This is a genomic window from Exiguobacterium sp. AT1b, from assembly GCF_000023045.1.
Taxonomy (GTDB): Bacteria; Bacillota; Bacilli; order Exiguobacteriales; family Exiguobacteriaceae; genus Exiguobacterium.
Genome location: NC_012673.1, coordinates 2,322,043 through 2,336,569 on the forward strand (window position 1 = coordinate 2,322,043; position 14,527 = coordinate 2,336,569).

13 protein-coding genes are annotated in these 14,527 nt (G+C 48.6%); 3 read left to right on the plus strand and 10 right to left on the minus strand.

The window, feature by feature from the left end; all coding sequences use genetic code 11:
- Positions 1-3: 3 nt before the first annotated feature.
- The 6 genes from menC to EAT1B_RS12120 are packed head-to-tail and all read right to left on the minus strand — an operon-like array spanning position 4 to position 7,111.
- A complete protein-coding gene (gene menC / locus EAT1B_RS12095; protein ID WP_015880850.1) occupies positions 4-1,074 on the minus strand; it encodes an o-succinylbenzoate synthase in 1,071 nt (356 codons plus the stop codon).
- Positions 1,071-2,429, minus strand: coding sequence for an o-succinylbenzoate--CoA ligase (menE, locus tag EAT1B_RS12100; RefSeq protein WP_015880851.1), 1,359 nt, complete (start codon positions 2,427-2,429; stop codon positions 1,071-1,073). Before menE ends, menC begins: the two co-directional genes overlap by 4 nt.
- Positions 2,430-2,478: 49 nt before the next feature.
- Complete coding sequence (gene menB, locus EAT1B_RS12105) at positions 2,479-3,303, minus strand: 1,4-dihydroxy-2-naphthoyl-CoA synthase (protein ID WP_015880852.1); 825 nt, start codon at positions 3,301-3,303, stop codon at positions 2,479-2,481.
- A 1-nt stretch (position 3,304) separates the two neighbouring features.
- A complete protein-coding gene (locus EAT1B_RS12110; RefSeq protein ID WP_015880853.1) occupies positions 3,305-4,084 on the minus strand; it encodes an alpha/beta fold hydrolase in 780 nt (259 codons plus the stop codon).
- Positions 4,081-5,730: a 2-succinyl-5-enolpyruvyl-6-hydroxy-3-cyclohexene-1-carboxylic-acid synthase gene (menD, locus tag EAT1B_RS12115; protein ID WP_015880854.1), complete on the minus strand. Its 1,650-nt coding sequence runs from the start codon at positions 5,728-5,730 to the stop codon at positions 4,081-4,083. Before menD ends, EAT1B_RS12110 begins: the two co-directional genes overlap by 4 nt.
- Positions 5,723-7,111, minus strand: a complete 1,389-nt coding sequence (locus tag EAT1B_RS12120; protein WP_015880855.1) for an isochorismate synthase MenF — start codon at positions 7,109-7,111, stop codon at positions 5,723-5,725. Before EAT1B_RS12120 ends, menD begins: the two co-directional genes overlap by 8 nt.
- A 168-nt stretch (positions 7,112-7,279) precedes the next feature.
- Between EAT1B_RS12120 and EAT1B_RS12125 the strand changes: the two genes are divergently transcribed.
- Entirely contained in the window at positions 7,280-8,179 is a 900-nt protein-coding gene (locus EAT1B_RS12125; RefSeq protein WP_015880856.1) for a 1,4-dihydroxy-2-naphthoate polyprenyltransferase, read from the plus strand.
- A 36-nt stretch (positions 8,180-8,215) separates the two neighbouring features.
- Positions 8,216-8,749 (plus strand): carbonic anhydrase, encoded by a 534-nt coding sequence (locus tag EAT1B_RS12130; RefSeq protein ID WP_074037968.1) that lies wholly within the window; start codon positions 8,216-8,218, stop codon positions 8,747-8,749.
- Between the two features lie 38 nt (positions 8,750-8,787).
- Here the strand turns inward: EAT1B_RS12130 and EAT1B_RS12135 are convergent, their stop codons facing one another.
- From EAT1B_RS12135 to EAT1B_RS12150, 4 genes are all read right to left on the minus strand, one after another.
- Positions 8,788-9,741, minus strand: coding sequence for a YihY/virulence factor BrkB family protein (locus EAT1B_RS12135; RefSeq protein ID WP_015880858.1), 954 nt, complete (start codon positions 9,739-9,741; stop codon positions 8,788-8,790).
- Between the two features lie 64 nt (positions 9,742-9,805).
- Complete coding sequence (locus tag EAT1B_RS12140; protein ID WP_015880859.1) at positions 9,806-10,243, minus strand: NUDIX domain-containing protein; 438 nt, start codon at positions 10,241-10,243, stop codon at positions 9,806-9,808.
- A gap of 67 nt (positions 10,244-10,310) precedes the next feature.
- Positions 10,311-11,237: a PfkB family carbohydrate kinase gene (locus EAT1B_RS12145; protein WP_015880860.1), complete on the minus strand. Its 927-nt coding sequence runs from the start codon at positions 11,235-11,237 to the stop codon at positions 10,311-10,313.
- Positions 11,238-11,352: 115 nt separating this feature from the next.
- Complete coding sequence (locus EAT1B_RS12150) at positions 11,353-13,260, minus strand: heavy metal translocating P-type ATPase (protein WP_015880861.1); 1,908 nt, start codon at positions 13,258-13,260, stop codon at positions 11,353-11,355.
- A gap of 201 nt (positions 13,261-13,461) precedes the next feature.
- Here EAT1B_RS12150 and EAT1B_RS12155 point away from each other — a divergent pair, with 201 nt between their 5' ends.
- Positions 13,462-14,406 (plus strand): DMT family transporter, encoded by a 945-nt coding sequence (locus EAT1B_RS12155; protein WP_015880862.1) that lies wholly within the window; start codon positions 13,462-13,464, stop codon positions 14,404-14,406.
- Positions 14,407-14,527: the final 121 nt, after the last annotated feature.

The window sequence follows — 14,527 nt, forward strand, 5'->3', positions numbered from 1 at the left end:
TTTTCATGTTTGCAATGTAATCACTTCTTCGCGTAACCGTTCAATCACATTCCAATCTGGTTGTACGGAATCCGGAAGCGTCAACTTTCCATTCTCCACTTCAAGCGGGATATCGAGTAAATCTTGCTCGAAATAAGCGCTCGTACCCGACATGTCCGCAGGGAAGCTCGCGCCACTTAACGAAGCAAACAAGAGCGTATGATATCTTCCGATACCGGATTCATACATCCCACCGACCCAGTATGGCGTTCCGTGTTTTCGAATGTGGAACGCCTCGCTAAGCCCACCGACACGTGCGGGTTTAATGTTGACAATCTTCCCCGCGCCGAGCTGTGCCATCGTTTCCACGTCGTCATAAGACGTGATCGATTCGTCGAGACAAATGGGGGTCGTGAGTTTTGCTTGGAGAGCCGCTGATTTTGTGAATTGTCGGCTCGGGTACGGTTGTTCGATCATCAATAACCGATAGGTGTCGAGTTGTTCGAACCATTCCATCGGTTGATCGGACGCGCTTCCGTTTAAATCAATCATGAGGGGCGCATCAGGGAAGACCGCGCGAATCTCACGTAGGGCAGGAAGCAGTTCATTAGGCGATGCCTTTAATTTAATGCGTTCGAATCCGTCAGCTAATGCCGTTTCAATGGATTTCATCGTCTGATTCAGCAACCCGATCCCGATTGTTCGTCCACAAGAGACGGAATCTCCGGCGCTAATGAATGACTTGAGTGATTTGTTCGCACGCGTCGCTTCAATTTCCCAAAGCGCACTTTCCCACATCGCCTTTGCCATGCGCTGACCGATGATAGATGAGACCAAGTTCGGAAACACGTCCGTCGTGACCGTCATCCCTTTCAGTAAATTGAGAATCAATTTGGACGTATCAATCATCGATTGGGTCGTTTCTTCCGTGTACCAAGGGGTCTCAAAAGCAGCACCTTCTCCGTATCCGACAACACCGTCTACGGTCTCTAGACGAAGGATGAGCGTTCTTCGGACAGATAAGACGGCGTGTGCCGTCACGATCGGGTGTTTAAAAGTCAAAGGGACGATGGAAAGGTCAGCACGTTTGATCATGGCAGTAGCTCCTTTAAGCGATGGCGCATTAATTTTCCGTTCGCGTTTCGTGGTAAATTCGGTGCGTGGTGGATGGCGATCGGGTGCTTATATTTAGCCAACTGTGAATCGAGAACTTCCTGCATCTCGGCTGGGTCATAGGAGCCGACGACGAAGGCGATTGGGACTTCTCCCCAAGTCGGATGTGATTGTTTCGTGACGCCGACGTCTTGGACACCGGTACAGCGTAACATGGCAGCTTCGATTTCAGCCGGATAAACATTTTCACCACCAGACAGAATAAGGTCGGTTCGGCGATCGTGTACATATAAATAGCCATCCCTCATCGTGCCGAGGTCACCCGTTCGCCAATAACCATCGGGTGTCCAAGCATCTGATTCAGGTTGTTCGAAGTATCCTTTCGTCACAGTTGGTCCCTTTACTTCAATCTCTCCGTCTGAATTAATTCGAATTCTTGTTGGGGCGATTGCCTGCCCACTCGAACCGATATGTGAGAGCGCTTCGCTCGGAAGTAACGTCGCGACCTGAGAGCACGTCTCGGTCATCCCGTATGTCTGAGCAATGGGTAACTGCCGTCGTTCTGCTTCTTCTAGTAATGAGCGTGGGACGGGTCCACCTCCGACGAGTAACGTGCGAAGATGATGTTTCTTCAGGCCGGCATCGAGCAATCGTTGCAGCATAATTGAGACGAGTGACAGTTGGGTGATGCCTTCTGTTTCGATGACGTGAAGGGTTCGATCGACATCAAATCGCGGCTCGACATAGAGCGTCGAACCGATGATGGCACTCCGATACACTTGGGAGAGTCCGCTCATATGAAAGAGCGGGGTCACCGCGAGCATCCGGTCTGATGGACGATAGTCTAAATGCGCTTCAGCGGCACGGGCGCTAGCGAGGTGATTCCCGTACGTCTGTTGCACTGCTTTGGCTCGACCGGTCGTACCGGACGTGAACATGAGCGACATGGTTTCATCTTCTTTCCACTCATGGGGCGCGTTGAAACATGAAGTGGCCCGATCTGTGATCAGAAGTTGGGTGACGGACAAATCGATTTCTGCGTCGACGAGGAGGAGGTCCACTTTTGCTGTTTGTAACTGAGTGCGCACTTCTTCTTCGGTCAGCCGTGTGTTCAACGGCACAAGCACTTTTCCGAGCAGATGCACCGCATGGACGGCGATGACATAGTCTTTGCTGTTTTTAGCGAATATGCCAATCCGTTCGGCAGTTGGCGTCTGTTCATGGATGAACTGGGCGAGTTGAAGGCTTTCCGTGCGTAGCATTGCCCATGTCAATCGATCGTCAGCTGTCACAAGGGCGATATGTGACGCTTGCTGTTTCTGAATCCATTCATACATAGCGGTCACCTCCAAAAAAAGAGTAGCGAAATCGCTACTCTCTCAACAATTAAGGGAAACGTGGGAATTGACCGAAGTCAGGGTCACGTTTTTCTTTGAACGCATCGCGTCCTTCTTTTGCTTCATCTGTCGTGTAGTAGAGAAGCGTTGCGTCTCCAGCGAGTTGCTGAAGTCCGGCAAGACCATCTGTATCTGCGTTCATTGCTGCTTTCAAGAAGCGAAGCGCTGTAGGTGAGTGTTGTAAGATTTCTTGGCACCACTTGATCGTTTCTGCTTCGAGTTGATCGAGTGGGACGACCGTGTTGACGAGTCCCATGTCGAGTGCTTCTTGTGCATCGTATTGACGGCAAAGGTACCAGATTTCACGAGCTTTCTTATGGCCGATGATGCGTGCCAAGTATCCAGAACCGTATCCTGCATCGAACGAACCGACTTTAGGACCTGTTTGTCCGAAGCGAGCGTTGTCCGCTGCAATCGTCAAGTCACAGACGACGTGAAGGACGTGTCCTCCGCCGATTGCGAAACCTGCGACCATGGCAATGACCGGTTTTGGAATGACGCGAATCAAGCGCTGAAGGTCGAGGACGTTCAAGCGTGGGATTTCATCTTCCCCGACGTAGCCACCATGTCCGCGAACTTTTTGGTCTCCACCTGAACAGAATGCCTTTTCGCCTTCACCTGTCAAGATGATGACGCCGACTTCTTTATCGTCGCGCGCGCGAGCAAATGCATCAATCAATTCGTTGACCGTCAACGGACGGAATGCATTGCGCACTTCGGGACGGTTGATGGTGATTTTGGCAATCCCGTTCCACGTTTCATATTTAATGTCTTCATACGTCCGGACCGATGTCCAGTTCGCTACTGATTCCATTTTAAATACCCCCTAAAATCAATTTCTTTATTATTGTACCAAACTCTGATGCATTCTCGATATGAGGAGCATGCCCTGCGTTTGAAATTTCATAGATTTTAATATCTGGACGCTCTTCCTGCATGTGTTTTGCGATGGCTTTGAACTTGAGATCGTCTGTCCCGACAATCAAATCGGTGCGGGGGAGACGCTGCAATGTGCCCCATAACGACGGCATATGTCCCGTACCGATTGACCGCAAACTGTTTGCGAGGGCATTTGGGTGTTGGGCAAGCCGATCTTTTCGGAGTGAACGTTTCATGTCTTCCGTCTGTCGCCAAAGGGGAAGGTTCTCCCAACGATTGACGAATGCAGCGATGCCCTCGGTTTCAATCAATTGAGCCAATTCTGCATCTTGGCGCCGGCGTGCGGCTCTTTCTTTAGAAGTGAGCAGACCTGGGGTCGTGCTGATCCCGATGACATGTTCGACGCGCTCGTCGCATGCGGCGAGTGTCAATGCGATTCTCCCACCGAGTGAATAACCGACGACTGTCCAAGGTCGGTCGTCCGTATCCAGTAAGCGGGACAAATCTTTAACTTGTTGACTCATTGTCGAACGATTGACTGAAGGGTGCTCCGTTGCGCCATGTTGGAGGAGTGACGGTGACACAAGACGAATCGGTAATGCAGGAAGCGAATCGACCCAATGGGCGTTTCCGGTGAATCCGTGTAAACATAACACCGGTTTTCCCTCACCGCGATGAATCACTTCATAACGTACGCCACGTAAATCGATGTTCATGATTCGTTCTCCGTAATGAGACGACTGCAGACCGATTGAGTCCACCCCCGATGGATCATCACATTCTCCTCACGATTCGATGGGAATTCGATTAAATGAATGCCATCTTCAATCGCTTCTTGAATTTCATCCGGTCGTTCGATTAGACGATACGTTAAGCCATAGGTGTCAGCGAATCCGCGGATATTTAAATCAAGCGGTGTTCCGAATAAATCTTCGAACAACTGTGTGTCGACAGCAGCCTGCGGGAGGAAGGAGAAAATTCCTCCACCATTATTGTTTGCAATCACAACGGAAAACTTCCCGGGATGATGCTTTAACAGTTGCAAGGCATTGCTATCGTGATAGAACGCCAAATCACCGATCAATAGAGCGCCGTGAGACGTATCATAACTGCTTCCGAGTGCAGTAGATAACACACCATCAATCCCGTTTGCGCCTCGATTGGCGAGAACGTGGATGTTCGTGCCAGCAGACAGTGATATATCTACATCTCGAATCGGCATGCTATTACTGACGAATAGAAGCTCGATTGATGTATCGAGCAATCGTTTCGTCAATTCTACCTCACCTTGAAGTGACGATTTTGCAGACTCGGCAATCTCTTCAAAAAAGCGTAAACGCTCAAGATACCGAGGTTCGTTTGCCGATGCGATGAGCGGTAGAAAATCGAGTGCGTCGCCGTAACAAATCGTGGCACGGCTACTTGGGTCGCGATAAGATCCCGGTTCATCGATGACGAGTTGGTCCGCCATGGCCATCCATTGATTGAATCGTTTCGAAACAGGTGCAGCCCCGAAACGGACGAACACCTCGGGTAGCCAATCGGTCCGATGCTCACTTGCAAGCCACGTGTCATAGTTGGTCAAGACGCCGTCGAAACGTCGCATGCCACTTAGAGGATCGGCGAAAATCGGGATCTGTCGCTCGGAAGCATATTCAACGATGGATTTCTGCCAAGATGTCGGGGTGTAAGGTCCGACGACGAAGGCGAGTTGTTTGTGACTCGTCCGTTCTGAGAAAATGTCTTTGTCCGCCTGTGTCGGCCGGATACGCTGTCGTTCTGGCAAGACAGGGTCAGCCTTCAATATCTGTTTCAATGACTCGATGTCCGGAAGCAGAGGTTCTCGGAACGGCACATTCAAATGAACGGGTCCCATCGGTGCTTGCATCGACAGATTCGTGAAACGGGTAATCGTTTGTTGCATAAACGATAACGTCGCCTCCTCTGGAACGGGCAAATCAACGCTCGTCTTCACTTGTTCCCCGTAGAGGCGGACTTGATTGATCGCTTGTGGAGCCCCGACATTACGCAGTTCATGGGGACGATCGGTCGTCAGTACGACAAGTGGCAACTGCGATATAAACGCTTCCGTCACAGCCGAATAGTAGTTTGTGGCTGCCGTTCCACTTGTGCAAATCAATGCGACCGGGCGAACCGTTTCGGACGCACGGGTCAGTCCAAGAGCGAAAAATCCGGCAGATCGTTCATCGACGATGATGTGATGACGAATCTGAGGGTGAAGATATGCCGCTACAGCGAGCGGAGTCGAGCGGGACCCTGGGCTGATGACCACGTCTTTTACACCGGACGTAACAAGCCGATTTACCATGGATGCGACCCATTCGGTCAAAACCTTATTCATCTAGGGTGCCTCCTTGATTGTGTAAATCAAACTGCAAAGCTTGTTTGATTGGACTCATTTTCATTTCTGTTTCTTCGAGCTCTTGCTCAAGTGCAGAGTCTTTTACAATCCCACATCCAGCATACAATGCGACGAATTGGTGTTGAACGAGTGCGGAGCGAATCGCCACGACAAATTCGCCGTCGCCTTCATTGTCTACCCAACCAAACGGAGAACCGTACCATCCACGATCGAATCGCTCAATTTCACGAAGCAACCGGACCGATGTCCGCTTCGGTGAGCCGCCGAGTGCCGGCGTTGGGTGTAGCGATTCTGCAAGTGACAGCAAGGAAGCGTTCGTTTCGAGTGTCGCTTGAATTGGGGTGTGTAGATGGAACACCGAGCGATTGGCCAAAATTTGCGGTGTATCTCGTGTTTGAATCGGTGCAGTATAGGGCGTCAACGCCTGCTTAATGTCTTTCACGACAATTTGATGCTCTTCACGATTTTTTGAATCGTTTAAGAGTTTATCTTTCGCAAGATCGGCCTCGATCTCGGTCTTCGGACGCTTGATTGTCCCTGCGATGGCGGCCGTGTTCAGTCGCATGCCCTCTTTTTGAATCAAGCGCTCAGGAGTCGCCCCGAAGAACCCGATGTCACGTTTTGGCTGATATAAATAGATGTAACTGGATTCTTGATGATCCGCTAAATGCTTCAAACTTTTTGCGAAGGGGAATGCATCGTCGGAACGCTGATATATTTCTTCGCGGGCGATCACGATTTTTTCAACGCGTTCTTCTTCAATCAACTGTTTCGCCTGTTGGAAACTGGACTTGAAGTGATCAACTCCATCTTTCACTCTCGTATAAGATGGCGTCGCTTCTTCCGTCGGACGAAGTGAGCTGAACTGGGCCAACTGATCTGCCAATTGAATCAAATACTGTTCGACCGACTGCTTCGAAGAGACGAGGGTGGCGACTGTCAACGTGTGTCGGTCTTTATAGCGGCGGTATAAAAATTTTGGTACGACGAGTGATGCCTCCCCAAAGGCATCCCACATACTTTTTTGTGGTCGCATAAACGTGTCGAATGAAAAACCGGCGAACGCGTGGATCGTCGCATCGACATCTCGTCGGTGAAGACTCCAATCGTATTGAAGTCGCTGAAATCGTTCGGGTCCAGAAGCGCTCAAGACGAGTGCGTCTCCGCAACCGAGCATTTCGAGTGTTCGGTCTGGTGTCATGAAATAATAGTGGGACGTATCGGTGTTCTGGATGATTTGAAAAGCATCGAACGCCGAGATTTCCCATGTGTATGATGCGAGGACAGGCCGTTGCCAAGCTCGCGCCCGTTTATGGGCCTGCTCAATTCGCTGTTTTATATGTGTTTGAGTATCTGGCATAAAAGAAAAGCCTCCTCAATCCGATAGAATTCTCACTCTTTAGTGTATCATGAGTTCGCAATCCACCTGCCTATGAAATGCTCGGGAAATGATCAAGAATCGAGGATAATGGGCTGGCGTTGACAGATTTTTTCATCGAGACGTAAACTAACGAAGGGAGGGAACGAAATGAAACAGAAATCGAAAGGGGCATATTGGCGAATGATTCGCCCGCATACCCTGACCGCAAGCTTTATTCCGGTCTTGCTCGGGACGTTCATCGTCCTCGATCAAACCGAACTCAAATGGGGACTTTTTCTCGCCATGCTCGTGGCATCGGTCCTTATTCAAATCGCGACGAACTTATTTAACGAGTATTATGACTACAAGCGTGGTCTTGATCATGAGGGGTCTATCGGGATTGGGGGCTCCATCGTCCGTGACGGATTTACACCACAGCAAGTACTAGCGATTGCACTTGGCATGTATACGGTCGCAGCACTACTCGGGCTCTACATTGCGGCATCTACAAGCTGGCATTTGCTTTGGATTGGCGCGCTGTCTATGCTTGTCGGCTACCTATATACCGGAGGACCGCTCCCGATTGCTTATACGCCGTTCGGTGAAATTGTCGCGGGGTTATTCATGGGATATGTCATCATCGGGATTGCCGGCTTTATCCAAATCAATACGGTGACGACGGAGTTGCTACTCGTGTCGTTCCCGATGGCCTTGTTGATCGGAGCAATCTTACTTGCGAATAACATCCGTGATTTAGATAACGATAAAGAGAATGGCCGAAAAACGATCGCATGTCTAGTCGGTCATCGACGTGCGGTGTATGTATTGGCAGCGTTCTTTATCGCGGCATTAGTCGGCATCATCGTCGCTGTCATGTTTTATGGCGTCACTCCATGGGTCTTGCTGTCACTCTTAACGGTGCCGGTCATGATCCGGGCGATTCAACGATTTTGGCAAAAGGCAGAGCCAGCCGCATTGATGCCTGCAATGGCGATGACAGCGAAAGTGAACACGCTGTTCGGAGCATGGATGGTCATCGGACTCATCGTTTCAAGATTTGTGTTGTAAAAAAGAGGAGGCGTTAACGTGTCAGTCGTAAAAGAAATGCTTGAATTCAATAAACGTTTCGTAGAGGAAAAACAGTACGAACCGTTCGTATCTGATAAATTTCCAGATAAGAAAATCGTGATTTTGACGTGTATGGATACACGTTTGACGGAACTTTTACCTCAAGCGCTAGGACTTAAGAACGGAGACGCTAAAATCATTAAAAATGCGGGTGCAGTCTTGTCACACCCATTCGGTTCGGCCATGCGCTCCATTTTAGTCGCTCTTTATGCGCTAGGAGCAGAAGAAGTCGTCGTCGTCGGACATTACGATTGTGGAATGGCGGCGATTGAACCGACTGTCGTCATCGAAGAGATGGAGCGTCGTGGAATCGACCCTCAAACCTTGAAGACGCTAAAGTCGTCAGGGATGGATTTGGAGCAGTGGCTCCATGGTTTTGATTCGGTTGAAGAGAACGTCGTTCATTCTGTCAACCTGATTAACAATCATCCACTGTTGCCACCAGGAACAAATGTACACGGATTCGTGATCGACCCGGCGACGGGACGTCTTGATCCGATCGAAGCATAAGAAAGGAGCGCGTTCAGCTTGAACGTGCTCCTTTTGGGTTATCCGTACGTATTCGTCGGGATGTCGTCATAGTTATCTTCTTCTTGCTTTTGTTTCGCTTTCTTTTTGTTCTTTTTGAAGTCGCGTTCGTATTCCTGCTCGCTCGGTGTCTTAAAGAAACGCATCCATGTCGCGTTGATTTCAGATCCGATTAAAATGATCATCCCGGTTAATTGTAACCAGAGCAACGTGACGATGATTCCTCCGAGTGACCCGTAAGTCGAGTCATAACTTCCGAAGTTTGAAACGTATAGGCTGAAACCGAATGAGACGATTTGCCAACCGATGACACCGAAGATGGCACCAGGGATGGTACTTTTCCAAAAGACGTGCTGTTGTGGAGATACTTTATAAAAAATCGAAAGCGTCAAAATGAGGACAACCGTCGTAAGGACATATCGGAACACGTTGATCATCATTTCTTCGGCTCCGGTAATGTTGACGGGTAAATACTCAGTGACGAATGAAATGATTTGAGACCCGAACACGTTCGAGAGAATCAGCAGTAGCATCCCGATCCCAAGCAGAATCGTCAATCCGAGTGCCAATCCTTTTTTGACGAAAAAGTTACGTTCATTGTCTTCACCATAAGCATGAAGTGACGTCGTGATCAGACGGTCTACCCCTTTTGCGGCGGACCAAATGGCCAAAATCGCACCGAGTGACAAGAGACCGCCTCGTGGTTCGCCAATCGCCTCGAAAATTCCCGTTAAAAACCCGGAAGCAGCGGACCCGGGTGCCAAATCGTTCAATTGATTTTGAAACGAATCTTGTGAGACATCAAAAAAGGACAAGAGCGCCAAAATAAAGATGATTCCAGGAAAAATGGATAAAAACCAAAAGAATGCGAGGGTAGCCCCGTAGTCTTGAACATCATGCTCTTGAAATCGTCGAAATAACTCTTTCCCAAATGAAAGCCAATTCTTTTTTTCCTTCACTTCTGTCATTGCCATAATAAAACCCTCCTGACTCGATCGTTAAAAAACGTTTCCCGAATTCGGCAGGGTGTACACCTGATTACTCCTCCGATAAGGTCAAATCGTAAAAACGTTCCTCATGTGAGGCGAGTTTTTCAGCAAGTGAAGGTGGACGAACGGGGAGATGAGGGAGTGCAGACCGTTTGATCCACATCGGTGTATACGATCCGTTAGTCTGTTCTTCTTGAAACTCTTCACCTGTTCCGGTCCCGAATTCGCCACCTGTCATCTTCGCCCAATAATAAGGATTTAACTCGTTATTGAATGCGACGTAGGCAGCGACACCTTCTAGTTCCACGTGAACACCGAGTTCTTCAAATGCTTCACGTACGGCCGTCTCTTCTGTTGTGTGCCCATATTCGACTCCGCCACCTGGGAAAACGTAATAGAGGACGTTTTCTTTTTCGCGACGGATCAAAGCCACTTCATCTTGATCATTCATTAAAATAATCGCGCTTCTTAATTTCGTTCGAACCAATGAAATCGTTCCTTTCGTTCCTGTGATTTTGCACAAAACGCATCGACGATTCGCCGATGCGTTCTATTTATTCTTGCGTAGGTTGTTCTAATGATGCGTACATCTCTTGCGTCAATCCGTTCTCATGCGAAGCGATGACTTTTCCTGCGACACGCATACCTAATCGAAGCGCCTCTTCAATCGAGTGTTGTTTCATAAGTTCAGAAATGACAGCGGAGAAGAAGGAGTCACCAGCTCCCGTGGAGTCTGCGACTTTCACTTTCGTCGTCGGGACGTGACCTTGTTCGTTCGTACGAAGGTCGACATACACGGCACCAAGCTCACTCATTGTGACGATGGTGAGGGGGGCACCTTTCATGGCGAGTACTTCCGCGACACGAAGGGCATCGTCTACTGTGACGATCGACATGTCGGATAAAATTTCCGCTTCCTCACGACTGCAGATGAATCCTGTGAATCCTTGAAGCAAATGACGGTTTCGTTCGATGACGGATAGGTGGCCACAGACACCATAAAGCGGTAAATCCATTTCACGGCATAGTTCGATCGTCTCGTTCAAGACGTTGACCGATAAGTCTAAGTCGATGGCGACCGCGTCGCTCTCTTCGAAGACCGTATCGATTTGACGTAAAATCGCTTCTTCCATACGGGCTTCGTCCGGTTGCTTCGAAATAGATGTTTGAAGATCGCCGTTGTTGTCCATTACGGCGAGCCACATGCCCATACCATTATCGTCAAGCATGTCGACCCCGTCGACGTTTACATTCAAGCAACGTAATTCTTCGAGGACGCCGACACCGATTTGGTCGTTCGTGACGGTCGAGACGAAGCGGACATCGTTACCGAGCACACCTAAGTTTTGAGCAACGTTTCGACCTGTTCCGCCATTGGAGAAAGTGATGTCGCCGACATTCTTCGCATCTTTGTGGAGCGGTGCGAAGGAAGTCCCTTTAATATCGACAAACACCTTGCCGATGACTGCAATCGTATTCATATCTTGTACCACCTTTAGTCAATCTTTCGATCAGTTTCAGTCTGTAGACACATTGTTTCAATTATAACGAAATCGACATATTGTTTCAATCATCGATTCCATTTTGTCGAATAGATCACTCCCATGATGACGTGAGGAGTCGAAGACCGTTCAAAATAACCAAAATAGTAGAGCCTTCATGTCCGACGACCGCGAACGGCATGATGAGTAACTCAAAGATGTTCGTTGCGATCAGAACGAGGATCACACCGAGTGCAAAAACGACGTTCTGTAAGACGATGCGATTCAACTTACGTGATTGACGAATTGCGTCGCTCAATCGGACGAGGTCGTTTTTCATTAAGACGACATCTGCCGTTTCAAGTGCGGCATCCGTACCTTCGCCCATGGCAATCCCCACGTCGGCGGTCGCAAGGGCGGGGGCATCGTTGATTCCGTCGCCGATCATCCCGATTGTTCCATATTCCTCGCGTAACGTCTTGATTTGCGAAACCTTCTCTTCGGGCAAACATTCAGCAATATAGCGTGTCAATCCGGCTTCGTTCGCGATGGCGCGAGCGGTCGCCTCGTTGTCCCCGGTAATCATGATTGTCGCAATCCCTAAGTCGTTCAACCGCTGGATCGCTACTTTTGCCTCAGGGCGTAGTGTGTCACGTAAAGCATAGGCACCGATTGTACGTGACTCGTCACTGATGAAGACGAGGGTGTGACCAGCCTCTTTCAATCGTTCGACATCATGTTTAAAGAAATCACCGCTTCGGTCAGCGAACTTCTGTTTTCCGACCCGATACGTTGTCCCGTCAATCGTTGCTTCAATTCCAGAGCCTGTGATGTCTTTGAAGTGTGTCATTTCCCCAGTATGTTTTCCCGTATATGAGACGAGCGCTTCAGCAAGTGGATGCATCGAATGCTCTTCAATCAAACTGACGATCCGGTTGACGTCCTCTTCTTCTAATGAAGGTGAGATGAGCGCTTCTTGCACAATCGGTTTCCCAATTGTGAGTGTGCCGGTCTTGTCAAAGGCGATTGCTTTTAGACGTCCCATGTTCTCGATATGAGCACCGCCTTTAAAAAGAATCCCGTGTTTTGCAGAAGAGGCGATGGCAGCCAGCGCGGCCGGTGTGATGGCGGCGACGAGTGCGCAAGGGGAGGCGACAACGAGAAGGATCATGCCGCGATAGATGCTCGTTTCAAGAGACCATGACGTGAAGAACGGTCCGAGAATGATGATGGCCGCAACAGAGAAGAGCACGATTTGAACATAACGTCCTTCATATCGATCGATGAACTGTGCAGACGGTGATTTCTCTTCTTGTGCCTGTTGGACCATTTGAATGATCTTTTGGAACAGCGTTTCCGTCGCGAGTTTTGTCACTTCGATCGTCAATACTCCGTTCAAGTTGACGCTCGATCCGAACACGTCATCACCGACTTGACGATCAACAGGGACGGATTCGCCTGTGATAGCGGCTTCTTCTACGGATGCATTCCCTTTTACAATTTTTCCATCGACCGGAATGCGTTCACCAGGACGGACATAAATCCGATCTCCGACACGAAGGTCGTCGATATGAACGACCTCGAGTTCATCAGTGTCTGTTAGACGAGTCGCCTGTTCCGGCTGTAATTCCATTAACGATTCGAGAGCACGTTCATTTTTGTTCATCGTATACGTCTCGAGTGCCCCGGATAAAGCGAAGATGAAGATGAGGATTGCCCCTTCCATCCAGTACCCAATCGAAGCGGCACCGATGGCGGCGATAATCATGAGAAGCTCTACATTCAGCGATTTCGTCTCAATCGTATCCGAAATCCCTTCTTTCGCTTTTGCGTATCCTCCGATGAAGAAGGCGGATAAGTAAAGTGTGACATGAATCCAAGGCGCTCCGCCTTGTGTTTCGGCGATATAAGCGAGTACAATCAATACACCGCTAATGAGCGCCATGATCAATTCAATATGTTCGTACCAGCTAGCCCGTTTGAAAACGTGGCTTTTTTCGTGCGTGACCGATTGGACGTTCATCGATAATCCCTTCTTTCTAATTGAGAATAAATCTCGATTAAATGATAATGACTGATGATGATTATCATCTTCAATTGGCTTAAAATAAAGAATCTATAGAAGTTTCATCTGAATCCTTTATTTATAATTATTATTATCTAGGTTTATCTTAACACGCTTATCAGTGACTCACAAATAAAAAGATTAAGGAGTTTTTGTGTCATGCAAAATATATTTGAACGCCCTTGGACGGTGGCGTTATTGGCGATTTTCAATACGTTGTTATGGGGGAGTGCGTTCCCGTTCATCAAGTTGAGTTATGAGAAGCTTGATATCCAATCGAACGAGTATGGGCAACAACTATTGTTCGCGGGCGAGCGCTTTTTACTCGCGGGGATTCTATTGCTCATCATCAGTCAGACCGTTTTGAAACGATCTGTCCGATTGACCCGTGAAAAGGTTAAGGCTTATGCGCATCTCGGTTCGTTCTTGACGTTTCTACAATACTTGTTCTTCTATATCGGACTGTCCATTTCGACCGGTGTCCAAGGGTCGATCATTGCTGGTTCCACATCATTTTTCCAAATGGCCCTCGCTCATTTCCGATATGAAGACGACAAGTTGAATCGATTGAAGGGGTTTGCTTTAACGTTTGGTTTTTCTGGAATCGTCATCGCAAACTGGCCGGCGACCGGATCTGAAGTTGGTTTTGGGTTCGGAGAGATTTTACTCATCTTGGCGATGGTATCCGGAGCGTTCGGGAACTTGATAGCGAAGGATTACTCGAAGACATATGATGTTGCCCCGATGACGGCTTGGGCGATGGTGATTGGTTCTGTTGGGTTGCTGCTGATCGGCTATCTATTAGACCCGAATGGTGTTTCCATGCCGTACACCGGACAGACGATTGCGTTCCTGTTTTACTTGGCGATGTTGTCAGCGATCGGATTTACATTGTGGAACACGTTAATGAAATACAATCCGGTCAGTCGAATTTCACTCTATATCTTCTTAGTTCCCTTATTTGGAGTCATGTTGTCAGGGATTTTACTCGGTGAAACGATTCCGTGGAATGCGGTGGTCGGACTCGGATTCGTTATTGTCGGCATTTATTTATCTACGCATTTTCAAGGTCGCCGTACGAAAAAACAAACGGATGTCATTTGAAAAAGAGACAGAGTTGACGGAATTGAAATCCCATGACAAAATATATTAAAAATTCTGAATTTTAAAGTTCGAAAATCGGTCTTCGTTTGTAAAGACTTGCGTGCGCAATCATTCAAAGGGA

Excerpts from the sequence above, each read along its gene's own strand:
- menD (WP_015880854.1), bottom strand. The coding sequence starts at position 5,730 with ATGAATAAGGTTTTGACCGAATGGGTCGCATCCATGGTAAATCGGCTT.
- EAT1B_RS12125 (WP_015880856.1), top strand. The coding sequence starts at position 7,280 with ATGAAACAGAAATCGAAAGGGGCATATTGGCGAATGATTCGCCCGCAT.
- menB (WP_015880852.1), bottom strand. The coding sequence starts at position 3,303 with ATGGAATCAGTAGCGAACTGGACATCGGTCCGGACGTATGAAGACATT.
- EAT1B_RS12145 (WP_015880860.1), bottom strand. The coding sequence starts at position 11,237 with ATGAATACGATTGCAGTCATCGGCAAGGTGTTTGTCGATATTAAAGGG.
- EAT1B_RS12155 (WP_015880862.1), top strand. The coding sequence starts at position 13,462 with ATGCAAAATATATTTGAACGCCCTTGGACGGTGGCGTTATTGGCGATT.
- EAT1B_RS12150 (WP_015880861.1), bottom strand. The coding sequence starts at position 13,260 with ATGAACGTCCAATCGGTCACGCACGAAAAAAGCCACGTTTTCAAACGG.
- EAT1B_RS12130 (WP_074037968.1), top strand. The coding sequence starts at position 8,216 with ATGCTTGAATTCAATAAACGTTTCGTAGAGGAAAAACAGTACGAACCG.
- EAT1B_RS12135 (WP_015880858.1), bottom strand. The coding sequence starts at position 9,741 with ATGGCAATGACAGAAGTGAAGGAAAAAAAGAATTGGCTTTCATTTGGG.
- menC (WP_015880850.1), bottom strand. The coding sequence starts at position 1,074 with ATGATCAAACGTGCTGACCTTTCCATCGTCCCTTTGACTTTTAAACAC.
- EAT1B_RS12110 (WP_015880853.1), bottom strand. The coding sequence starts at position 4,084 with ATGAACATCGATTTACGTGGCGTACGTTATGAAGTGATTCATCGCGGT.
- menE (WP_015880851.1), bottom strand. The coding sequence starts at position 2,429 with ATGTATGAATGGATTCAGAAACAGCAAGCGTCACATATCGCCCTTGTG.
- EAT1B_RS12120 (WP_015880855.1), bottom strand. The coding sequence starts at position 7,111 with ATGCCAGATACTCAAACACATATAAAACAGCGAATTGAGCAGGCCCAT.